This is a genomic window from Corynebacterium aurimucosum (assembly GCF_046895345.1).
GTDB lineage: Bacteria > Actinomycetota > Actinomycetes > Mycobacteriales > Mycobacteriaceae > Corynebacterium > Corynebacterium aurimucosum_G.
Map to the genome: position 1 here is coordinate 126,479 of NZ_CP160096.1, position 22,225 is coordinate 148,703.

Here is a 22,225-nt window from a genome sequence, read left to right on the forward strand (position 1 = left end):
AAAAATACTCTTGGATGTCAACTTTGAGAAACCCCTCGTGGGGGGTGTTGTGCGACTGCAGCCCCGGCCTGGCCAGGCAAGAATAGACATCGCCACGGCGGGGGAGTCCATGCTGCGTCGAATTGTGGATACGGCGGTTTTCTCTGGCGTGTCAGTATCTCGCCCGAGTGACAATTCCACGGCTATTATTGTCATAACTCCAATATGATGATTTTAATCGAAGGAGGGTGAAGTAGTCGTTTGCTCAACGCGAGGAATCTACCCATGCGACAATGACATTTATGAAGTTATCGCACTGGAAAACGCTCGACTTTGGCGGCATCCTTCAGGTGGTGCTCGCATTGCTCGCTATAATCGGACTGATTGTAGGGGCCACCGCCGGATCGAGCCATCCGAAAAATGGCTTGGATGAACGCCCGACGCATGCACCGACCTCAACATCCGTCGTTCCAACGACTGCAAGTCCTGCGCCCAAAAGCACAGAGCCAAAAGCTGCGGAACCGGCAAAAACAAAGCTCGTACCGCTACTGCTTACCGCAGGCGACGGAGACTCAGCAGGAATGCCGGCTAAAGGTTCGTATCGAATCCCAATTGATTACTCGCCAACATTCGAGCGTTGGCGCGTCGGAATTACGATGCGCCCATCGCGTTTTGACTATTCCCACGGAGGCGACGCCGTCATCAACCAGCTGGCAGTAGGCCCCCACAGTGGCGAAGGACATTTTTCATCGACACCACGCCTGGTTGCATCGAACCTTAAAATACCCAACGACGGCGCGGCAGCGTTCACCGAATGGCAAGAAAGTCCGCTCGGGGGCGGCATGCCGTCATTGCTGAGTTACACCTACACATCGAACGGAGGCTTTAAGGCAACTCCTCCGGGGAATCTCGGTGGCGGTTGGAGTGTAGGGAACGCCGCAGCAACAGATCCTTCTCCATCCACGACGCGAGTATCCCAGCTGCCGTTCGACATCTGGATAGAAGCTGAGGTTAAAGCCGAAACCCCAGTAATTGCAGCCATTGGTGATTCAATCACCGCCGGAGCAAATGCAGATCTCCCGGTACATGATTCCTGGGCAAACCAATACGCTCGAAACCACGGCGGTCTCGCCGTTCTCTATGCCACATCAGGTGACACAGGATCGTCATGGGTCAGCCACACCGACGCTTACAAAGTCGCCAGGTTTGCGCATCCCCGCTTTGCTAAACCCGACGCGGCGATTTGGGCAATGGGGCGAAATGACTTCTCCGGTGGTGCATCATCGGCAGAAATGCAGGAGATAACGAGGAGAGCAGTCGAATATCTCGCTTCTGAAGTATCCGACCAGATTTATGCTGCAACCATTACACCCTCTGATAACCTCAACGATTCCCAACTGAAGGATTACAACCAATGGTTGAAGACGACCGGTAAGTTCAAAGATGTCTTCGATTTCAGCACAGCGATGGATGATGGTTCTCAATCTATTCGCGCCGAGTACAACGCCGACGGCCTCCACTTCAACACTGCTGGGTACGCCCGACTGGCGCAGTTGGTGGCCATCGAGTAACCCGCCGGAACAAGTAAGTAACTAACACTAGCCCCACACACGTGGGGCTTTTCTCATGCCCAAAAGGAGGGCAAATTGAAAAATTGGAACACCCTACAGCCCGACCGGGTACGTCTACTATCGCGGCATTTCACGCCGGGGCGCGGCGGGCAGAAAATCAAGCACGTCACAATTCACCACATGGCCATGATTGGTGGCTTGGATGAGTGCTGGAACGTATGGCAGCAGCGCGAAGCGTCAGCACACTACACCGTGTCACCTACGGGTGAAATCGGGCAGGCCGTATGGGATCGAGACACCGCCTGGGCCAACCGAAACCTTGACTCGAATCAAAAGACCATCGCCATTGAGCACTCCAACAGTGCCGGGCCCGAGCAGGACTGGCCTATCGGAGACACAACGCTGGAAGAAGGCGCGCACCTCGTCGCCGCTATTTGCCGCTACTACAAGCTCGGCAGGCCAGTATCGGGCCAGAATGTGCGATTCCACAGCATCGAGTCCGGCGGATATACCGAATGCCCCTACCACCTGCGGCCCGGCCACAAGTATCACGACCAATATATTCGCCGCGCACAGTACTGGTACGACCACATGACCGGCGCGGCGCCGACAAAGAAGAAAGAAGGCACACCCGTGACACTTACACAAAAGTACTTCCAAGACTTCATCACCGGCTATCTCGGCCCGCAGTTTGACGCTATCCAGGAAATCTGGCGGCAGCTACGCGGCCCCGGCGGCAAGGGCTGGGAGCAGCTAGGGCAGAACGAGCGAGGCCAGAATCTAACGCTGGTCGATGCGGTCGCGGCACTCCGTGCTGATGTGGCGCGTATCGAAAAGAAATTGGAGGACAAGAAGTAATGGCGCGTCACTACAATCAGGCCGCAATCAACACGGTTTCGGAGCATATCGCCGATGCAGTAGCGGCGGAGCTTACGGCTCAGCCGTGGTGGCTCCGCTACAAGGGCACCATCATGCTTATCCTGCAGGCCCTGGCGTGGCTGGTCGGCGTGCTACCCGTCTGCTACGCCGACGCCCCGGAGTGGTTCATCCTCGTCACCGGCGGCGCAGGCTTCATCCTCACCACGCTAGTCAACCGCCTCACCGTCGATGGCGTCACCCCAAGCATGGCCCCACGATTGGCGGAGCAGGCTGAGGTAGCGCAGGCCGAGCAGGCCCCGCCCGCACTGCCGGTCTACACCGGGCCCACCACAGCAGGAGACGACTAATGAAATGGGAAGCGTTTAAGGCCCGTGCCGCGCACTGGCTTGTCTCCGACGCCGCCGGTCTCCTCATTCTCGGTAGCATCTCCATTGCACGCGGAATGTCCTACACTCCTGTCCTCGTCGACCCCGACCGCCGCCCCACGCACTTCATGGAGAGTGTGCTTAACCCTCCGGCGTGGGCAGTGGTGTGGATACTCATGGGGCTGCTGTGCCTCTGCGCGGTGAAGTGGCACAGGCTTGTCCCCGCCGCCGTCGGTGCAGTAGTCGGCCTTCACTCCATGTGGGCGCTCAGCTTTATCTTCGCCACGCTCTTCGATGACCTCAGCCGCGCATGGGTATCCTCCCTGGGCTATATCGGTATTGCCGCAATGACGCTTTATGCGTATGGGCGGGGGCAGACGAGTGAGCTGAAAATAGTAGACGGGAGGTGACGGGTATGCCCGTGGACGGGCCACTGGCTACCGTTATCGTTGGTGTTATCGGCGTGCTCGGCACCCTTATCGGTACGCACTTGACGGAAAAGAGCCAGAAAAAGAAAGCCGAGCTAGAAACCCGAGGCCCGGAGTGGGAATCCTTTACTAAGAGCATCCGCGAGTGGACGAACGAGCAGCTTGAGGCCCGCGACAAGTCTATTGCGGAGATGCGTGGAGAGATTGCCGAGCTGCGCGACAAATTGGAGGTGTGGAAAAGCCGCTACTTCGTTGCTGTGAATCATATTCGCCAGTGGCGGCTACGTTACCCGGAGAGCGTTGACGAGCTACCTATCCCAGACGAGCTAGAAAACGACTTTTGAAGACCTTTGAATTTTGACCCTCACCCATGCCAGGTGGGGGTCCTTTTCTGCGTTTTAGGGGGCTACCTCGTAATCAAAGTCCGCCAGCGTGAGCGCCATGCAGATGTGCCCCATGAGCGCGGTATGCTCAGAGCGGCTTAGTCCTTCGCCGGTAACCACGTTGGTGAGAGATATCGGTTTGCCCTCTTCCTCGGCCTTCTCCGCAATCTGTATCGCCTGGTCGATGCAGTCAGCGAAGCGCACCCACTTGTCCTGGAGCCACACGCCGGCGTCGAGTGGGGGCTGATGCGTGGACTCCCACCTTTGTGCGGTGCGGATGTTCACGTCACAGGCGTCGGCGACGTCCTGGGAGGTGAGCCCCATGCTGGTGCGGAGGATGCGGAATTCGGTTGGGGTCATGCGGCAATGGTCCTTACTTCGGTGATGGTGCCGAGATTGAAATACTGGCGGTTGAATGGGGTGCCCACGACGCGGTCGATGGTGCCCCACTGGCCCGGGGTGCTGCTGCGCCGGAAGGTGACGTCCTCGGGGAAATGCTCTTTGAGGATGGCGTACATGTGGGGGCCGGTGAAGGTGCCAAGGGTGGTGACGATGGTCTGCATGGCTAGGCACCTGCAATCGCGGCGTTGATGATGGCGTGCATCTCCTCGCCACTGCGTAGCTGGATGTCTACGCCGTCGATGGTGCGGGCCTTCGGCAGGTCGAGACGAGTGCCGCGCAGGGTCATGCAGTTCTTCACCCACTCCCCGCGAGCGCGGACATAGCCGAAGCCTTGGGCTTTGAGCTGGCGGCGGATACGCGGGGCGTTGGTTTTGTTGGTGATGGTTGCGATGAGGAACATCTTTCGGACTCTCTTTCCGGTACTTGCGGCCTCTTCCAGGAGCTGTTCTCCTTGCCGTCTAACACCATTATATGCCGTAAATTGCGGCATTGCAAGTTGTGCCCCACCAACGCCGCCGAAGCCCCAAAATCCCACGACATTTCCACGACATGCACCACCGTAAACCACGGCAAACCGCTGCAAACGGCTGTATGGGTGAAAACGCAGAAACCCCCTCCCACCAGCATAAACGCTAGTAGAAGGGGTTTGGCTAAAAGTGCCCCCAGCAGGATTCGAACCCGCGACACATGGGGTAGAAACCCACTGCTCTAATCCACTGAGCTATGGAGGCGTACCGAAAACATCATAACGCACCGCTGCGGACCACCTGATTATCGGGCTATCGCTGGTGTTAGTTCTGCGCTGGTGTTGAGGAAGCAAATTCGGCAAGGCGGGCGGTGGCGGTGGTGAGGAGGGAATCGATCGAGGTAGCCACGCCGTAGAGATAATCCCCAGCCTCCGTGGTGTGGACTCCGCCGCGTCCGCGGGAAAGTAGCTTCACATTGAGATCTTTTTCAAGCTTGCGGACGGTCAGGCTCAAAGAAGGTTGTGTGAGCTGTAGCGCTTCCGCAGCTTGCGTGAAAGAACCGTGATCTACGACGGCCCGAAAGTGGTGAAGCTGGCGAGAGTCCATGAGAGCAGACTACACGAATGCTGAGAATAATTTACCTTTTAGGTAAGAGAACGTCTGTGGCGGTAGACTGCCCACCATGCACACTGAGAAAGAAAATCCCAGTTCACAGCACTTTCGGGGGCTGGCGCACTCGGGGTCGGGAGCGCAGCCTTCCCGCTTGTTGAATTTTTCTTTCGTCGTCTTCGCGGGCCTCGTGGGAGGAATTATTTCCTTGTTCTTTCTCGCGGATTCGCTTGCCGCCCTGGGCATCCCCGACCCAGGCCGCATGACAACGTTCGGCCTTCCCTTCTTCCGTGCGGTTGCCTGGATGCTCATGGCGCTAGCCATCGGTTCATTTATGTCCAGTGCCTTCTTGATTTACCCGGCCGTGCCGGACAAGGACAACGAGCGTCTCATCGAGGCTGGCCTGACCGTCGATGGGCACATTGCGGCGCGCACCGGCGCGTGGGCCGCCGTGGGCGCTGCGGTGGTGTCGTTGATTGAGGTTCCCCTCGTGATGTCGGACCTCACCGGTACCCCGTTGGGCCAAGTCCTCAACCCAGAGCTGATGGGCATGGCGGTGGGACAGATTGCCACGTCGCAAGTGTGGCTGCTCACCGCGGGAATCGCAGCGCTCGTTGCCATCATGGGCTTTGTTGCGCGCACCTGGGCGGGACAGGTTGCCACGTTCTTCCTGTCGCTGTTGTTGACGGTGCCCCTCGGCATGGAGGGTCACTCGGCCTCCGGCGGCGATCATGATTACGGCACGAACTCGCTGCTATTGCACCTTTTCTTCATCATGCTGTGGGTCGGCGGGCTCATGGGTCTCATTGCGCATGGCCGCCGCCTAGGCCCTGACATGGGCGTGGCGGTTCGCCGCTACTCTACGGTTGCGCTGCTGTCCATCTTGGGGCTGGCGGCGACCGGTGTGGTCAACGCGCTCATCCGCGTTGAGCTAGGGGATTTATTCACCACTCGCTATGGATTGCTGGTGTTGAGCAAAACAGTGCTCACCGTGGTGCTCGCGGCCATCGGCTTTGTGCATCGCCGGGTCACCATTCCCCAGCTGCAACGCGCGCCGCGCCTGTTCATCCGGGTGGCCGTGGTGGAGGTTCTCATCATGGCGGCCACAGTCGGCGTGGCCATCTCGATGGGCCGTACACCGCCCCCGCCGCCGCGGGATCCGAACCTCAACGCCATGCAGATCCTCGTGGGCTACGAGCTTTTCGACGCCCCCACAGCCACCAACGTGTGGACCATGTTCCGCTTTGATCTCATGTTTGGCTCGCTCGGACTCGTACTAGCCGGCTTCTACCTGTACGCGCTCTGGCGTCTGAAGCAGCGTGGGCTGACGTGGTCGGCGGTGCGTACTACCTGGTTCCTTGTGGGCTCACTGGGCCTGACGCTGATCCTGAGCAATGGCATCGGCCTATACATGCCGGCGCTGTACTCCATGCACATGTTGGTGCACATGATTCTGTCGATGGCAATTCCCCTGTGCCTCGTGTTGGGCGCCCCAGTGACCCTGGTGATGGAAGCCTTTGAGCCGGGTGAGCCGGGCAAGCCCACGCTTCACGACGCCGCCGTCGCCCTCACCAAATCCCGTACCCTGCGTGTGCTCACGCACCCAGCGGTCAATGTCCTGCAGTTCCTGGCCATCCTCTACGTGCTCTACCTCTTCCCGAGCTTCTATGAGGTCGCCATTTCGGAACATGCCGGGCACGTCATCATGAACTGGGTCTTCTTGATTTCCGGCTATATCTACTACTGGGAGGTCATCGGCCCGGATCCGCTGCCGTGGCGCGCGCCCACGGGCGTTCGCCTGTTGATCCTGTTTGTGTCGATGCCCCTGCACCTCTTCGCCGGTGTTTATCTCATGCAGATGCAGGTGATTCTTGGTTTGGACTTCTATGAATCCTTGAACCTGCCATGGAACCCGGACTTTGTGAAGGACCAGCGGACCGGCGGTGGCATTTCTTGGGGATTCGGCCAATTCCCGCTGGTGATTGTGTTCGGCTCACTATTCCGGGACTGGCTGCGGGAAGATCGCGCGACTGCTCGGCGCTATGATGCTAAGGCAGACGTGGACGGCGATGCTGATCTGGAACGCTATAACGCGATGCTCAAGCAAATGGGGGAAGGCGACGAATCTAGCTTCCGCCAGCACTAGGGGTGCCAGCACGAGAGAGCTGGCGCGTCCAGGGTGATGGAAAGGGTACTTCTGCCTGGATAAACGGATTTTTTGTTGACGCTTGCAACAAGTTATCCACAGGTTGCTGGCGAAGTCATTGCGGGTGCTGTTCCTGGTGGCAAAGATGCGAGGTAAGGGAGGCGCATCGCTTCCTCAACCGCAAGAAAGCTACCAGCCATGACCAGCAAAGGAATCAAGCAATGTCTCAATACCCAATTTCCATTACAGGACGTCTGACTCACGACCCGCACCTGACCAAAATCAGCGACACCATGTATAAGGCCCGCATCCGTATCGCTTCTTCCCGCAGCGTTCCGGAGAAAGACGAGGAAGGCAAAACCGTATGGCGGGAGCTGGATCTCAACTTTATCGATGGAGAAGTGTGGGGGCAGTGCGCCATCAACGTGAAGAAGTCACTGTTTAAGGGCATGCCCGTCTTCGTTATGGGCTCCATCGTGACTGACCGGTGGGAAGATCAGCACGGTGCGAAGCGCTCTAGGACCTATATCAAAATCGCCCACGTGGGCCTGGACCTCAACCGCTTCTGCATCACCTCTACAAAGATCGGTACCTCCTATGGTGAGGAGGGCAGCGAAGCCCTCTGGCTAGGGGAGAATCCGCCGGTTTTGGACGTGGATTACACGGCACCGCCGAGCGATTCACAGAACGCAAGGGATACGCAGAACACAGAGAGCACAGAAGGCTCGGAGAGTGCAACGGAAGAAGCAATGCCAGCTGCATTGCGGCCGGGAGATACTCCGCAGGACACCGCGGCGGACCGTCAGCAAGCGCAGTCCGGGGCTGAGCCATACCTTGAACCGGAGCCAGAAGAAGCGATGGTCTAAGGACAAAGGACCACCGCCGCCCATGTCATGTAGTCTTTGTACTGTTATTTACCAATCCTGACAGAAGCAAAGGGTGAAACATGGGCGAATTCATCTACACGATGAAAAACGTGCGTAAGGCCATCGGTGACAAGGTTATTTTGGACAACGTCACCATGGCTTTCTACCCGGGCGCCAAGATCGGCGTCGTGGGCCCCAACGGTGCAGGTAAGTCCTCGATCCTGAAGATTATGGCCGGACTGGATCAGCCTTCCAACGGTGAGGCATTCATCGATCCGGGCAAGACCGTCGGCATCCTCCTCCAGGAGCCGCCGCTCAACGAGGAAAAGACGGTCCGTGAGAACGTCGAAGAGGGCCTTGGAGAAATTTTCCAGAAGAAGCAGCGCTTCGAAGAAATTGCCGAAGAGATGGCCACCAACTACTCCGATGAACTCATGGAGGAGATGGGCAAGCTCCAGGAGGAGCTGGATGCTGCCGATGCCTGGGAAGTGGATTCCAAGATCGAGCAGGCCATGGAAGCACTGCGCTGCCCGCCGTCCGATGACCCGGTGACCAACCTCTCCGGTGGCGAGCGCCGCCGCGTCGCGCTGGCCAAGCTGCTGCTGAGTGAGCCGGACCTGCTGCTGCTCGACGAGCCCACTAACCACCTTGACGCCGAGTCCGTTCAGTGGCTGGAGAAGCACCTCGAGAACTATCCAGGAGCTGTCCTCGCCGTGACCCACGACCGTTACTTCCTCGACCACGTCGCGGGCTGGATCTGTGAGGTGGACCGCGGCAAGCTCTACCCCTACGAGGGCAACTACTCCACCTACCTGGAGAAGAAGGCCGAGCGTCTCGAGATTGCTGGCGCTAAGGACAAGAAGCTGCAGAAGCGCCTCAAGGACGAGCTCGCGTGGGTTCGCTCCGGCGCGAAGGCCCGCCAGGCCAAGAACAAGGCTCGTCTCCAGCGCTACGAGGAAATGGCTGCGGAGGCCGAGCAGTACAAGAAGCTCGACTTCGAAGAGATTCAGATTCCGACTCCGCCGCGCCTGGGCAACAAGGTCGTGGAGGTCAAGAACCTGACCAAGGGCTTCGACGGCCGTGTCCTCATCAAGGATCTTTCCTTCACCTTGCCGCGCAACGGCATCGTCGGTGTTATCGGGCCGAACGGTGTGGGTAAGTCCACCCTGTTCAAGACCATCGTGGGCTTGGAACAGCCGGATTCGGGTTCCGTTGACGTCGGCGAGACCGTCAAGCTGTCTTATGTTGACCAGGGCCGCGAGAACATCGACCCGGAGGCCACCGTGTGGGAGGTCGTCTCCGACGGGCTGGATTACATCCACGTCGGTCAGAACGAGATGCCGTCCCGCGCCTACCTCTCCGCTTTCGGTTTCAAGGGTGCTGACCAGCAAAAGCCTTCCAAGGTCCTCTCCGGTGGTGAGCGTAACCGCCTGAACCTGGCCTTGACCCTCAAGGAAGGCGGCAACCTGATCCTTCTCGATGAGCCGACCAACGACTTGGACGTGGAAACCCTGGGCTCCCTGGAAAACGCCCTGGAGAAGTTCCCTGGCTGCGCCGTGGTCATCTCCCACGATCGCTGGTTCCTCGACCGCACCTGTACTCACATCTTGGCGTGGGAGGGCAACGTCGCAGAAGGCCAGTGGTTCTGGTTCGAGGGCAACTTCGGCGACTACGAGAAGAACAAGGTCGAGCGCCTCGGCGAGGAGGCTGCACGCCCGTCCCGCGTTACCCACCGTAAGCTCAGCCGCTAGGGCCTTTAAGTCCCTAGCGTTAAAGCACGAACTCCGGAAGGAACCTGGAATGTCCGCTCAGAATGTTGTGTCGGAGGAGACCAAGGACAACGTCCACGCGCTTACTGTGGGCGTGCGCTGGTCGGACTTTGACATGTACGGCCACATGATGAATGCCAACTTCATTGAGCTGGCGCAGGAGGCGCGCTTGGCTTTTGCCATGCACCACTTCTACGCACGTGGCATCAATATGGTGGCTTTCGTTCGTCACATCGAAGCGGACTATGTCCGCCCCATCAAGTGGGATGGACGCCATGGAACGGTGACGGTGGAAACCACGGTGGTGCGCCTCGGCACCACGTCTTTCACCACTCGCCAGACGATCAAGGATGCGCAGGGCCAAGTGGCCTGCGTCATTGATTGCGTGCAGGTCACCATTGACCCGGATACTCAGATGCCGCGAGAGGTCTCTGAGCAGGAGCGCAACATTATCCTGGAGCACGCTGTCGTCGAGCTTGAGCAGCAGTAATGGAGCGCGAAACTCTGACATTGCGCAGCGGTGGGGTAGGGCTGCGCGCCCTCCTCTCCCGCGCGACGGGGCTGGATGCATCCGCAGCGGTGCGCCTGCGTCAGTACGACACCAACCAGGCTGAGGTCTTTGTGACCACGCCGTTCGACGTCGTCGTGGCTCGGCGTTGCGAGGGGACCGTGGGCCGCGACGGTGCCGTGGTGTCGGCGCAGGCGCTTCTCGACGCCCTCCACACCGCCCCTGATTCCCTCGGCCACGAGGGAGGCGTGGAACTTGATTTAGGTCCAGCACGTGATCCGTCCTGGCCGGGGGCCTTGCCGCCGGCACAGGGTTTTAAGGAGATCGACTCGCTGCCAGTCGACGTTGTCCGTGAACTCGCGGACAAGGGCCGCCAGCTGGCCCGCCAATTCTCCGGGCCGATGGGACCTCCGAAGAGCCTGCTGAATCAGACGGTGCTCACCGTGAATGATGCGGAGACTCAGGTGGAGATTCCTATGCGGATGATTTTCGCCTGCACGAGCTTGGGGCTCATCCCGGGCTTTGCCGCCTCACTCGAGATCCCCCGCCACCTTCGCGTGGCGGGCAAGGGGCGCTGGGTGCGCCTTGATGCGCCTTATGGCAGCGTTTACCACTCGACGCGGCTGTCCTTGTTCTAAAGGTCTAAAGCAGTGCGTACCCCGCCAGTGCGGCGCCTACGGCGACCGTCCACGGCGGGGCTTTGCATAAGAGTGCTATTCCTGTGCCCACTGCGATCAGCGCCGAGGCCCACCCCGTAACTCCGTGAGTGATGATGGGGCTTACAGGACCGTACATCGCGCAGTGTGCTCATGCTCCGCATACTAACGTCTGACGGGGAGCCGTGCCTGCTGAGCAGGAACAACACATCTAAGGGGTGATCTGCGTTACCCTAAAGGGGTCGAATTCTTTTTCTTCAGCAAAAGGAGATGGCTCGAAGCATGCGTATTGGCGTACCCAAAGAAATCATGAATAACGAAAACCGCGTCGCGCTTACCCCCAGCGCGGCCGGGACGCTGGTGAAGGATGGCCATGAGGTTGTAGTGGAAACAACGGCCGGGGAAGGTGCTTCTTTTCCGGACTCCAGCTATGAAGAGATCGGCGCGACCATCGTTCCCTCCGCAGCGGAGGCCTGGGCTGCGGATATGGTGGTCAAGGTTAAAGAGCCACTCGAGTCAGAATATGGATATCTGCGCGAGGACCTCCTGCTGTTCACCTACCTGCACTTGGCTGCGGACCGCCCGTTGACGGAAGCGCTGATCACATCGGGGACGACGGCCGTAGCCTATGAAACCGTGACCGATTCTCGCGGCACCCTACCACTGTTGACCCCGATGTCCCAGGTTGCTGGTCGTCTTGCCGTAATCGAGGGCGCGCACCATCTGCTCTCCACCGAAGGTGGGCGAGGTTTGCTGGTTGCTGGCGTACCAGGCACGCGGCCAGCCCGCGTTGTCGTTATCGGTGGTGGCCAAGTGGGGGCGTCGGCAGTGGCAATGGCGCACGGCCTGCGCGGCGAGGTGACGGTGTTGGACCTTGACCCGCACGTGTTGCAGCGCTTCGATGAGCAGTATCAGGGCAGCGTGCGCACGATTGTGTCGGATCCGGCGGCGCTCGAGGCTGAGTTGCTGGAGGCGGACTTGGTTATCGGCGCGGTGTTGGTTCCAGGTGCTGCGGCGCCGAAGTTGGTGCGCGAAGATGTGGTCGAGCGGATGAAGAAGGGGGCTGTGCTTGTCGACGTCGCCATTGACCAAGGCGGCTGCTTTGAAAACTCCCGAAAGACCTCGCACGACGAGCCCACCTTCAAGGTGCACGACACGATCTTCTACTGCGTGGCCAACATGCCGGGCGCGGTAGCGAATACCTCCGCCCGGGCGTTGGGCTCTGCCACGCTGCCCTATATGCGTGCAGTGGCTGCTGATGGCTTTGACGGTGCGGTTGAGCGCTACCCAGGCTTGGGCGATGGACTCATGACTCGTGGGGGAGAGCTGCTGTCCCAGCCGGTAAAGGACGCCTTCGGGCTTTAGAGGTTGAGCGCCATTGGCAGCAACGTGAAGGCTACTGCGTAGACCAACACAAAGCCGATGGCGTTAAACCAAATGCCGGTGATGACCATCTGGCGCATGTTGACTGCCCCGGTTCCGAACGCAATGGCGTTCGGGGCAGAGGCGACAGGCAGCATAAATGCGCACTGGCAGGCCTGAGTGACAACGATGGCCATGAGTAGTGGGTCATAGCCCAGCGCTTGGGAAAGCCCCACGACGATCGGCACGAACGTTGCAATCGTGGCCATAGAACTCGTGATCTCTGTCGTCAGAATGACGATGAGAACGATAAGCGCCAGCGCTAGCCAGAAGGGCAGGGCGGTGAGACCGGAGAAGGCCTCACCGATCCATTTATCGAGTCCGCTGTTAGTGATCTGACCAGATAGCGCAAGGCCGCCGCCGAAGAGGAGAAGCGTGCCCCACGGAACATCGCGCGCGGTCTCCCAATCCATGAGCATGACACCGTCGCGCGGCCGTCCAGGGATGGTGAACAAAGACATGCCGGCGATCATTGCGATGACGGCGTCGGTAGCCCAGGTGTCTTTGAAGATGAGCGATACAAACATCCACGCGAGCGCGGTAATACCAAAGATGATGGCGATGAGGCATTCTCCGAAGCTCATCTTGCCTAGGGCGGCGAGTTCTTTCTGGAACAGCTCCCGGCCACCCGGAATGTCCTCGATTTCGGGTTTCCACACGACTTTGGTGATGATGAACCAGCCCACAAGCGTAAAGCTAAGCGCTAGGGGTGTTCCGAAAATCATCCATTGCGGGAACGTGATGGTTGTTCCGATGGCATCGTTGAGGTAGCCGACCACAAAAGCATTACCCGGGGAGGCAATAATCGTTCCGAAAGCGGAGATGGTTGCGGCAAAGGCGATGCCAAGCAGAAGACCGGCACTGAAATTCGAGACCTTCGTAGTGCCGCTTCGCTCTTTAATTAACGTCACGAGGGATGCGCCCAGCGGAATCATCATGAGCGCCGTTGCGGTGTTGGATACCCACATGCCTAAAGCTGCGGTGGCCAGCATCATTCCGAGGATGAGGCGATCGGGTTTTGTTCCCACGAGGAGAACGATGACGAGCGCGATGCGTCGATGCAGGTTCCAGCGTTGGATGCCGAGCGCGAGGAGGAATCCGCCCAAGAACAAAAAGATGATTTGCGCAGAATAGGATGTGGCAACATCTTTCATGTCTGCCGTGCCCAGGGCGGGGAAGGCCACGAGCGGAACCATCGCGGTGACGGCGAGAGGAAGGGCCTCGGTTATCCACCATGTGCCCATGAGGACGACGATCGCGGCGGTGACGCGGGCATCGAAGCCCGCAGATTGCGGCATCGCAAAGTAGGACAAGGCTGCCAGCACAATTCCTAGAAAGACGCCTGTATAACGAATATTGCGCGTCCTCCGTGGCAGCGAAGGGGCGGATAGTCCTGGGGAGAGTAAGACGTTGGCCATTCGAATAACTTTGGGTCGGAGCTAATTTCTATTAGGCGAACAGTATCAGAGCACCGCCTGCGGTCCCAGAGCTATATTCAGTTTTTGAATCGCCTAATTAGGGAGCGCGGTTGATGAGCATCGCCGCCACTCGCTCCATGTGGTCCCAAATCATGGCGCGATAGGCCGGCGGGATGGTCTCCTCGTCGATCTGCGCCAAGGAGTTGCCCATGAGCTCGAGCCAGCGATCATGGGCGGCCATGTCGATGGGGTAGGGCGCATGGCGCATGCGCAGGCGAGGGTGGCCGCGCTGCTCGGAAAAGAGCTGTGGCCCTCCCCAATACTGCACAAGGAACCAGGTCAGGCGCTGTTCTGCTCCCTCCCAGTCCTGCTGTGGGTACATCGGGCCGATGAGATCATCCTCGCGCACCTGGGCGTAGAAACCGCCGACGAGTTTCTCAAAGGTCTCCATTCCGCCGACGGCGTCGAACACGCTCGTTGGTTGCACGCCTAATCTTCCTTTCTCGTCAGGCTGGGTTCTTCCAGATCAAAGATAGCCATCCCCCGCGGGTAGGGCGTGGTAATTCCTTCCGTGTGCATGGCGGTGAGGATTTTCGCCTGCATGGCGCGCTGCACATCCCACTGCTTGCCCGGTAGCGTCTTGACGGAAACGCGGTAGGACATGTGGTCCACTTCCAGGCCAGACATGCCGTTGACCGTGGGGGTGGCCAGGATGAAGTCCTTGATGTCGGAGTCGCGGGCGGCTTCTTCTGCTGCGGTGGTGATGACGTCGACTGCTCGGGTGGGGTCGTTGCTCAGCGCGATGGGGACCTGGACGCGGGCTACGGAGTAGCGGTCGGAGTGGTTGGCCACCTGCAGGATTTCGCCATTGCGGACGTACCATAGCGCGCCATCGATGTCGCGGACCGTGGTGATACGCAGGGAAATGGACTCTACATCGCCGAAGACCCCGTTGCCGAGGTCGATGGTGTCACCGATGCCGTACTGGTCCTCCATGAGCATGAAAATGCCGGAGAGGAAGTCCTTGACCAGCGCCTGGGCACCGAAACCAAGGGCGACACCAACCACGCCGGCTGAGGCCACGAGCGGGGCGACGTTGACGCCGAGCTTGTCCAAGATGGCCAGCACTGCCCAGACCCAGACGAATATGGCGACCGCGGAGCGGCCGACGCCGGCGAGAGTCTGGATGCGGGAGGTGCGCCGTGCCTCTTGCGTTTTCTCGAGCGCCTTATCGGTTGTTCGGTGAGCTTTGCGAGGGGAGAGCGGCGAGCTGAGCTTGCCCTTCTTGATGCTGTTGTCTGCCAGTTTGGTGATGAGCCGCCGCAGCAGCCAGCTACCGATGATGGCGACGATGAGAATGAGAGCAATGCCGATGGGCTTGTCTATGAGCCAGGACTGCATGTTTTCGGTCTGCCACCACCTGGTGACTGTGTCGACGGCGTCGTTGGTTGTTTCGGAGGCTGAGCCTAGGCGTGCGGATAATGCAGTCACGCGTGTCCTTTCTTTTTGTCGCTCACGACTGACGCCTATCGATAGTAGGGAAGAGAGTTGAATATAAAAAGCTAGTCTTTCTCGCAACTGAACAGCTTGGTCTAGACTTGTGCCTCATGACTGACAACCGCACTCTTGGCTTTTCTTCCCGTTCCATCCATGCCGGTTACCAGCCGGATCCTTACATGGGATCCATCAACGTACCGATTTACGCTTCCACCACGTACCAGCAGGACGGCCTCGCGCAGCGGCGCGGCGGCTACGAGTATGGCCGCGTGGCCAACCCCACCGTTCATTCCCTAGAGAAGACCCTCGCGGCGCTAGAGAATGCCGAGTATGCTCGCTGTTTCGCCACGGGCATGGCGGCCGTCGATACCCTCATCCGTATCATCGTGCGCCCAGGTGACCACGTGATTTTGGGTAACGATGCCTACGGCGGCATGTACCGTCTCCTGCACCATGACTACGGTGAGTGGGGCATCGAGCTGTCCATCGTTAATACCGCCGATACTGAGGCGGTTAAAGGGGCGCTCAAGGAAAACACCAAGCTCATTTGGTTGGAGACCCCGACCAATCCGGCGACGACGATCACGGATATCGCCGCGGTCACTAAGGCAGTCAAGGCGGCTGGCGACGTCCAGATTGTCGTCGACAACACCTTCGCCACTCCCTACCTGCAGAACCCTCTGGAGCTGGGCGCCGATCACGTTCTGCACTCCACCACGAAGTACCTGGGCGGCCACTCGGATGTGCTGGGTGGTGCGGTCGTGACCAACTCCGCTGAGATGGATGAGCGCCTGCTGTATTTCCAAGGAAACGTCGGTGCGGTGTCCTCGCCTTTCGACGCCTACCTCACCGCCCGCGGCATCAAGACCTTGGAAGTCCGCATGGATCGCCACTGTTCCAATGCGCAGGCTGTGGCTGAGTTCTTGGAATCCCGCCCAGAGGTCAAGCAGGTGCTCTACCCGGGCCTGCCCTCGCACCCGGGCCACGAGCTGGCGAAGAAGCAGATGCGCGGCTTTGGCGGCATGATGTCTGTGCGCTTCCATAGCGAGGAGCATGCTCGCCAGATCTGTCTCAACACCAAGCTCATCTCATTGGCGGAGTCCCTCGGCGGTGTGGAGTCCCTCATTGAGCACCCGCAGAACATGACGCATATCTCCGCGGAAGGCTCCGAACTCGTCCCACCGGCAGACCTCGTGCGCATCTCCGTGGGCATTGAGTCCATTGATGACCTGCTCGCAGACTTGGAGCAAGCCCTCGACGCCCTGGACTAAAACCACCGAGAGCGCCAAGGCAGTGTGGGCCTCGGCGCTTGCGCTGTGTGAGGTTAGAGGGAAGTGAGCAGGGAACCGGCCGTGCGGTCGGTTTCTTGCAGCATGAGCGGATCGGTGCCCGGCATGGGGGAGATGGTGGTATCCGGCCACTGCGAATAGGTGGGGATGCCGACGATGTGCAGGCGCGGGTCCTCGGTGCCGCCGGGGTTGACCACGCGACGGTTCCATGTCGTCTCCGGCGAGCCGGTGGCCTGCCCATGGTCGACGAACGCGCGAACACGTCCGTTGAGGGATACCGCAAGTGGGTCGCCGGCGCGGCGGACATCGGGGGAGTGCATCCAGGCGTCGATAAGCCAGGTGGAGGAAGCCTCGCCGTGCGCGGTGCGCAGCGTGAACTTCTCACCGATCTCCAGCTGGGGGCGCTGGCCCAGGAAGGTGACGAGGCCGGCGTCGACAAGCGCCAGCAGCTGGCGGGTGCGGAAGAGCGGCGGGCCGGAGCCCACCATCTGCCCAAAGGCCATGAACTCCTTGTAGGTGCTGGTCCGGGACTCCCACGTCATCCGGCCCTCCGAGCCGGCGATGGAGGAGGGCTTGCGCGCGGCTGAGATGGCCCACAGCGCGGACTTCAGCGGGGAATCGGCGGCGGCGACGGCCTCCCGGATATCGCGGGCGAGGCCCTCGGCGATGTACTCGGTGATCTCGGCGCCCTCCGCGCTGTCGAAGTCCGCCAGCGGGTTCGCCCAGTGGGCAAGGTCGAGGGGGGCAGTCGATGTGCCCTCCAGCGCCACGCGCAGCTGATCCGCCATGCCTCGGAGATCTGGGGCGGTGAGCTCCGTGGAATCAATCGTGGCGAGGATATCCGCAAGCGGGCGCTGCAGGGCATCTGGGAATACACGAGCCTGGTTCTCGTAGTATTCGGCGTAGGAATCACGCAGAATGTGCGGTAGCAGCTGCGTGCTAAAGTCCAGCTCCGCTTCCGGATCAAGCGCGACGACCGCGGCGCGGAAGCGGGTCAGCTCAGCCTTTGGTGGCAGCGCGTGATACTCCGACTTCGGGATATAAGGGTAGCCGCGGCCGGAGGAGACGATGAAGTGCGGTTCCTCGCCGTTGGGCTCGTAGCGCAAGCCAGACCGGGTGGAGGGATCCTCGACGAACTCGCCGCCGCGGTCGATGGTGAGCAGCGCCATGACGTCGAAGAAGCCCATGCCCAAGCCGCGGACCAGTACCTTCTCGCCCGCAGGAACCTCAGACACCGGTTGCTCCACCGGGTTATCCGGGTGCACCCAGTGCAAGCCGGAATCTGCGGCCTCCGCCAGGGCACGCTCGGACTCGGTCAGGGCAGGCACTTGCCAGCCATAAGCCAGGATGGTGGCATCGGCGGTGACGGTGGTGCCGTCGGAAAGCGCAATGACATCGTGGTCCTCTGCCGACTCGATGGACAGCGCGCGGGCGCGGTGCTGGACGACGTCCACGCTCTCCGGCAGCTGAGCCAGCGCAACCTCGAAGACCCACTCCAAGTAGGCGCCGTAGAGCGCGCGGGAAGGGTTGGATTCCGGGCGGGTCTGCGCGAGCTCTGTGGCAAATGAGGCGGCGAGCCCCTCGCGCGGCGGGTGGGAATCATAAAGCTTTAGCTTGGCGGGCGCGATGTCGGGGCGCTCGCCGCGCAGAAGCTGGATCCACTCGTAGAGAATGGGACCCTCCAGCACCGGCGCGGTGGTCGTGGAATCAGGCTCGGTGAATAACGTGACCGCGCCAGCCAGGGTGTTCATGCACAGCGTGCGGGTCTGATCCGTATCCCAAATGCGGCCGGCGCCCAGCGGGGCATCGTCGATGATGTGGAGTCGCAGGGGTGAATGAAGGGGGGTCGCGCGCAGATGGGCCGCAAGGCGCTCGACCAGCGAGATACCGCGCGGGCCGGCCCCGACGATGGCGATGGCGGGCATATAAATCAACCTCAAACTTTTAGACTGTGCTGTCTAGTGGAATAATACCGCTCAGTATGCGTTGTGTTAAATCCAGAGACACAGCACAAACCGACTACCGACTTTCTGAAAGCATTACCGTGAAAACTCTACGCGCACTCGCCGCCACCCTGGCAGCAGCCCTCGCCTTAGCGGGCTGCTCTGCCGCGGATCGGCCGGACGGGGAGGATAACGTCCTCACCTACCTCGAGCCGCAATTCTTCCGCACGCTCTATCCGCCGGCCGCCGGCTTTTACCCCAACGGTGGCGTGGTCAACCAGCTGACCGACCGCCTCCTCTACCAAGACCCCGAGACCCTGGAACTCTCGCCATGGATCGCCACGGAGATGCCCAAGGTCAACGCCGATGCCACGGAATACACGTTTACTATCCGCACCGACGTCACCTACTCCGATGGTTCTCCTTTGACCGCCGAGAACGTCGTGGCCAACTTCGACCTCTTCGGCCGCGGCGATAAATCCCGCACGCTGACCAGCTCCGAGCAGATCGCCAACTATGACCGCGGCGAAGTCGTGGACGAGGACACCGTGAAGTTCTACTTCACTCAGCCCTCCCCGGGTTTCCTCCAAGCCACCTCCGCCTATAACGCCGGCCTGCTCTCCGATTCCACGTTGGCTTTAGACAACGAGGGCTTCGGCCCCGGCAACGCGGTCAACGTCATCGGTTCCGGCCCCTTCGTGGTGGAGTCGGAGGAAATCGGCACCGACCTTAAGCTCAAGACCCGCGAGGACTACGACTGGGCTCCGCCGGCCGTGAAGCACCAAGGCCGCGCGGACATCGACGGCGTCCATTACATCCTCGCCGCCGAAGAGTCCGTGCGAACCGGCGCCATCCTCTCCGGCCAGGCCGATATCGCCCGCCAGATCTCCGCCCCGCAGGAGCCGCTGCTGAAAGAACAAGGCGTTGACATCGTCTCGCGCGGCACGAACTCCATGAACAACCAGTTCGCCTTCCGCTTCGACCACCCTCTGCTGCAAGACAAGCGCGTGCGCGAGGCCATCATCCACGGCGTGGACCGCGAGGAGATCCTCCGCGTGCTCTTCTCCGAGTCCTACCCGCTGGCCACCTCCACGGTGGCCAAGACCGGCCTGGCCTACAAGGATCAGTCCGCCGCCTATACCTTCGACCCGGAGGAGTCCAAGCGGCTTCTCGACGAGGCCGGCTGGGAACCCGGGCCGGATGGTATCCGCGTCAAGGACGGCCAGCACCTCGTCCTGCGCACTAACACCGCTTTGCCGCAGCCGCGCTCCAAGGAAGTCATGACCATGGTGCAGGACCAGCTAGGTGAGCTGGGCATCGGCATCCAAGTCAACGCCGGTGACCAGGCCACCCAGAACGCCGATGCCAAGGACGTCAACAAGGTGCAGATTTACCACTCGATGGTGGGCCGCGCCGACTACGCCGTCATCACCTCGCTCTATGGCATCAACAACCGCGATGCCTTCCTCAACCAGGACGCGGAGGGCAATCCCATCGACGAGCACCTGCAGGAGCTTCTCGACGCCGTCCTCGATACCCCCGATAAAGAAGGCCGCATCAAGGCCACGGAAGAGGTGCAGGACTACCTCACCGAGCAGTCCTATGTGCTCCCGCTCTTCGAGGAACCCGTGGTTTATGCCGTGCGACCGGGCATCACTGGCTTTAGCCCGGAATCGGTGGCGCGCCCGTGGTTCTACGAGGTCAGCATCGACGCCGCGCCCCAGCGCGCGGCATCGGGTGAGGAGGAGAAATAAATGACAACCCGCCAGATTTTCAGCCGCATTGGGCAGGCCCTCCTCGTGCTGCTCATTACCTACACCGTGGCCTTCCTGCTTCTGTCGGCGCTGCCGTCGGATGCTGTGCAGTCGCGCTTCGGCGACCCTGCCCTGGGCCTGTCCCAGGCGGAGATTGATGCCATTCGGGAGGAGATGGGCGCGGACAAGCCGCTTGTGGTGCAGTACTTCACCTCCCTGGGTGGCTTCCTTACCGGGCACTTTGGTAACTCCACGCAGTCGGGCGCCCCGGTAGCTACGCTGCTTGCCGACGCCCTTCCCCACACCCTCATCCTCGCCGCCAGCGCCATTGGCTTGGCGCTCATCGTCGCCGTGCTCGTTGCCTTCCTAGCGACGCTGCCGGGGCTCGGTGCCATCGGTTCTTTCTTCCGGGGCCTGCCTTCCTTCATGGTGTCGCTGCCGGGATTCTGGATTGCCATCCTGCTCATTCAGTTCTTCTCCTTCCAGCTGGGCTGGGTGCGCGTCATCGAACCCGGCAACGTCGAAGGCCTCATCTTGCCCACCCTGACGCTGTCGGTGCCCATGGCCGCCCCTCTCATCCAGGTGCTGATCCGTTCTATCGATGAGACACAATCGCGGCCTTTCGTCCAAGCGGTACGCGCACGCGGTGCTTCGGAGTCCTGGATCTTCTGGCGCACCGTCTTGCGTAATTCGCTGCTGCCTACCTTGACCATGGCGGGCCTGCTCTTCGGCGAGCTCGTTGGCGGTGCCGTGGTCACCGAAACCGTCTTTGGCCGCACCGGCTTGGGATACATGGTGGCCCAGGCCGTGGCCAACCGCGATACCCCGGTTCTGCTGGCGGTGGTTCTCATCGCCGCGACCTCCTACATCATCATCAACCTCGTGGTGGATCTGCTCTACCCGGTGCTCGATCCCCGCCTGCGCGCCAGCGCCCCGAAGCGTGAAGCACGCCGCAGCACGAATTCCACCACCCCGGAGGCTGACTTGTCGGCCGATACTCAGGAAAGGACGGTGCGCTCATGAGCATGACGCACACCAAACCGCTGCGTTCTTCATGGGCGCCGCGCCGCCAGACCTCCAACCCGTGGCTTGCGCCGGGTTCCATCATCGCCATCGTGATCCTCGCGATCGCATTCTTGGCCGCTTTGTTCCCGAGCTTGTTCACCTCAGCTGACCCTTATGCTGGCACCGATGTAGCCCTGTTGCCGCCGGGGGAGTCCGGCCATCTCATGGGAACCGACGCGGTGGGCCGCGATCTCTACGCGCGCATCGTTTATGGTGCCCGCCAGTCGCTGCTTGGCGCGCTGATCGCCGTGGTTGTTGGCCTCGTCATCGGTACGCTGATCGGCCTTCTCGCCGGCTCTTTGCGTGGAGTGGTGGATAGCGTTCTTATGCGCGTCGTCGACGTGTTGCTGTCCATCCCCGGCATCCTGCTGTCGCTGTCCATCATCATCGTGCTGGGTTTCGGCTCCGTGCAGGCGGCGGTGGCTGTCGGTGCGACCTCGGTGGCGACCTTTGCACGCTTGGCCCGCTCCCAGGTGATCTCCGTGGCCAGCTCGGACTACATCGAGGCCACGTACGGTGCGGGCGCCACCCACGCCACGGTGCTCTTCCGCCATATCCTTCCCAATTCACTCACCCCGGTTATCGCCCTGGCCACCCTGCAATTCGGCACCGCTATTTTGCAGCTGTCGATCCTCGGCTTCCTGGGCTACGGCGCCCCGCCGCCGACCCCGGAGTGGGGGCTTATCATCGCCGAAGGCCGCGACTTCATGGCCACCGCCTGGTGGCTCATCATCCTGCCCGGTATCGCTTTGGTCGCCGTGGTGATGTCCGCCAACCGTCTGTCCCAGAACTTCCCTGTGGAGGCCTAA

General features: G+C 60.6%; 23 protein-coding genes and 1 tRNA gene. 15 read left to right on the forward strand and 9 right to left on the reverse strand.

Annotated elements, in window-relative coordinates:
* The first annotated feature begins 281 nt into the window (after nucleotides 1-281).
* The 5 genes from ABZS45_RS00740 to ABZS45_RS00760 all read left to right on the forward strand — a co-directional run bounded on the left by ABZS45_RS00740 (nucleotide 282) and on the right by ABZS45_RS00760 (nucleotide 3,566).
* A complete protein-coding gene (locus tag ABZS45_RS00740) occupies nucleotides 282-1,550 on the forward strand; it encodes an SGNH/GDSL hydrolase family protein (protein ID WP_412100219.1) in 1,269 nt (422 codons plus the stop codon).
* Between the two features lie 75 nt (nucleotides 1,551-1,625).
* Nucleotides 1,626-2,408: an N-acetylmuramoyl-L-alanine amidase gene (locus ABZS45_RS00745; RefSeq protein ID WP_412100220.1), complete on the forward strand. Its 783-nt coding sequence runs from the start codon at nucleotides 1,626-1,628 to the stop codon at nucleotides 2,406-2,408.
* Nucleotides 2,408-2,776: a hypothetical protein gene (locus ABZS45_RS00750; protein WP_412100221.1), complete on the forward strand. Its 369-nt coding sequence runs from the start codon at nucleotides 2,408-2,410 to the stop codon at nucleotides 2,774-2,776. Before ABZS45_RS00745 ends, ABZS45_RS00750 begins: the two co-directional genes overlap by 1 nt.
* Entirely contained in the window at nucleotides 2,776-3,204 is a 429-nt protein-coding gene (locus ABZS45_RS00755) for a hypothetical protein (RefSeq protein ID WP_412100223.1), read from the forward strand. Before ABZS45_RS00750 ends, ABZS45_RS00755 begins: the two co-directional genes overlap by 1 nt.
* Before the next feature lie 5 nt (nucleotides 3,205-3,209).
* Entirely contained in the window at nucleotides 3,210-3,566 is a 357-nt protein-coding gene (locus ABZS45_RS00760) for a hypothetical protein (RefSeq protein WP_412101114.1), read from the forward strand.
* Between the two features lie 54 nt (nucleotides 3,567-3,620).
* Here the strand turns inward: ABZS45_RS00760 and ABZS45_RS00765 are convergent, their stop codons facing one another.
* From ABZS45_RS00765 to ABZS45_RS00785, 5 genes are all read right to left on the reverse strand, one after another.
* Nucleotides 3,621-3,965, reverse strand: a complete 345-nt coding sequence (locus ABZS45_RS00765; RefSeq protein WP_412100224.1) for a hypothetical protein — start codon at nucleotides 3,963-3,965, stop codon at nucleotides 3,621-3,623.
* The gene (locus ABZS45_RS00770) at nucleotides 3,962-4,168 is read right to left on the reverse strand and encodes a hypothetical protein (RefSeq protein WP_412100225.1); all 207 of its coding nucleotides are present in this window, start codon (nucleotides 4,166-4,168) and stop codon (nucleotides 3,962-3,964) included. The genes ABZS45_RS00765 and ABZS45_RS00770 overlap by 4 nt, the downstream gene beginning before the upstream one ends.
* Nucleotides 4,169-4,170: 2 nt before the next feature.
* A complete protein-coding gene (locus tag ABZS45_RS00775) occupies nucleotides 4,171-4,407 on the reverse strand; it encodes a hypothetical protein (protein ID WP_412100227.1) in 237 nt (78 codons plus the stop codon).
* Nucleotides 4,408-4,664: 257 nt separating this feature from the next.
* A tRNA-Arg gene (locus ABZS45_RS00780) sits at nucleotides 4,665-4,738 on the reverse strand.
* Nucleotides 4,739-4,798: 60 nt separating this feature from the next.
* Entirely contained in the window at nucleotides 4,799-5,080 is a 282-nt protein-coding gene (locus ABZS45_RS00785) for a LysR family transcriptional regulator (RefSeq protein ID WP_070443549.1), read from the reverse strand.
* 76 nt (nucleotides 5,081-5,156) lie between these two features.
* Here ABZS45_RS00785 and ABZS45_RS00790 point away from each other — a divergent pair, with 76 nt between their 5' ends.
* The 6 genes from ABZS45_RS00790 (at nucleotide 5,157) to ald (ending at nucleotide 12,393) form a co-directional block, all read left to right on the forward strand.
* On the forward strand, nucleotides 5,157-7,229 hold the full coding sequence (locus tag ABZS45_RS00790) for a cytochrome c oxidase assembly protein (protein WP_070443551.1): 2,073 nt from the start codon (nucleotides 5,157-5,159) through the stop codon (nucleotides 7,227-7,229).
* A gap of 221 nt (nucleotides 7,230-7,450) precedes the next feature.
* Nucleotides 7,451-8,095 (forward strand): single-stranded DNA-binding protein, encoded by a 645-nt coding sequence (locus tag ABZS45_RS00795; RefSeq protein WP_070443557.1) that lies wholly within the window; start codon nucleotides 7,451-7,453, stop codon nucleotides 8,093-8,095.
* Between the two features lie 80 nt (nucleotides 8,096-8,175).
* Nucleotides 8,176-9,846, forward strand: coding sequence for an energy-dependent translational throttle protein EttA (gene ettA / locus ABZS45_RS00800; RefSeq protein ID WP_070719347.1), 1,671 nt, complete (start codon nucleotides 8,176-8,178; stop codon nucleotides 9,844-9,846).
* Between the two features lie 49 nt (nucleotides 9,847-9,895).
* Nucleotides 9,896-10,354 carry an acyl-CoA thioesterase gene (locus ABZS45_RS00805; protein WP_070644647.1) on the forward strand — a complete coding sequence of 153 codons (459 nt, stop codon included), beginning with the start codon at nucleotides 9,896-9,898 and terminating at the stop codon, nucleotides 10,352-10,354.
* Nucleotides 10,354-11,010, forward strand: a complete 657-nt coding sequence (locus tag ABZS45_RS00810; RefSeq protein WP_070644648.1) for a hypothetical protein — start codon at nucleotides 10,354-10,356, stop codon at nucleotides 11,008-11,010. The genes ABZS45_RS00805 and ABZS45_RS00810 overlap by 1 nt, the downstream gene beginning before the upstream one ends.
* 300 nt (nucleotides 11,011-11,310) lie before the next feature.
* Nucleotides 11,311-12,393, forward strand: a complete 1,083-nt coding sequence (ald, locus tag ABZS45_RS00815; RefSeq protein ID WP_070729507.1) for an alanine dehydrogenase — start codon at nucleotides 11,311-11,313, stop codon at nucleotides 12,391-12,393.
* Here the strand turns inward: ald and ABZS45_RS00820 are convergent.
* The 3 genes from ABZS45_RS00820 to ABZS45_RS00830 form a co-directional block, all read right to left on the reverse strand.
* Nucleotides 12,390-13,868, reverse strand: coding sequence for an SLC13 family permease (locus ABZS45_RS00820; RefSeq protein ID WP_144656669.1), 1,479 nt, complete (start codon nucleotides 13,866-13,868; stop codon nucleotides 12,390-12,392). The genes ald and ABZS45_RS00820 overlap by 4 nt on opposite strands.
* 97 nt (nucleotides 13,869-13,965) lie before the next feature.
* Nucleotides 13,966-14,355 (reverse strand): globin, encoded by a 390-nt coding sequence (locus ABZS45_RS00825; protein ID WP_412100230.1) that lies wholly within the window; start codon nucleotides 14,353-14,355, stop codon nucleotides 13,966-13,968.
* Between the two features lie 2 nt (nucleotides 14,356-14,357).
* Nucleotides 14,358-15,269: a mechanosensitive ion channel family protein gene (locus tag ABZS45_RS00830; RefSeq protein ID WP_253287096.1), complete on the reverse strand. Its 912-nt coding sequence runs from the start codon at nucleotides 15,267-15,269 to the stop codon at nucleotides 14,358-14,360.
* A gap of 206 nt (nucleotides 15,270-15,475) precedes the next feature.
* Here ABZS45_RS00830 and ABZS45_RS00835 point away from each other — a divergent pair, with 206 nt between their 5' ends.
* Complete coding sequence (locus ABZS45_RS00835) at nucleotides 15,476-16,636, forward strand: cystathionine gamma-synthase (protein WP_412100231.1); 1,161 nt, start codon at nucleotides 15,476-15,478, stop codon at nucleotides 16,634-16,636.
* 53 nt (nucleotides 16,637-16,689) lie between these two features.
* On the opposite strand, the gene ABZS45_RS00840 is transcribed toward ABZS45_RS00835, so the two are convergent.
* Nucleotides 16,690-18,579, reverse strand: coding sequence for an FAD/NAD(P)-binding protein (locus tag ABZS45_RS00840; protein WP_412100232.1), 1,890 nt, complete (start codon nucleotides 18,577-18,579; stop codon nucleotides 16,690-16,692).
* Nucleotides 18,580-18,635: 56 nt separating this feature from the next.
* Here ABZS45_RS00840 and ABZS45_RS00845 point away from each other — a divergent pair, with 56 nt between their 5' ends.
* From ABZS45_RS00845 to ABZS45_RS00855, 3 genes are read left to right on the forward strand one after another with little or no spacing between them, the layout of a single operon-like run.
* A complete protein-coding gene (locus ABZS45_RS00845; protein WP_412100233.1) occupies nucleotides 18,636-20,351 on the forward strand; it encodes a TIGR04028 family ABC transporter substrate-binding protein in 1,716 nt (571 codons plus the stop codon).
* Nucleotides 20,352-21,374: an ABC transporter permease gene (locus tag ABZS45_RS00850; protein WP_412100234.1), complete on the forward strand. Its 1,023-nt coding sequence runs from the start codon at nucleotides 20,352-20,354 to the stop codon at nucleotides 21,372-21,374.
* Nucleotides 21,371-22,225, forward strand: a complete 855-nt coding sequence (locus ABZS45_RS00855) for an ABC transporter permease (protein WP_412100235.1) — start codon at nucleotides 21,371-21,373, stop codon at nucleotides 22,223-22,225. The genes ABZS45_RS00850 and ABZS45_RS00855 overlap by 4 nt, the downstream gene beginning before the upstream one ends.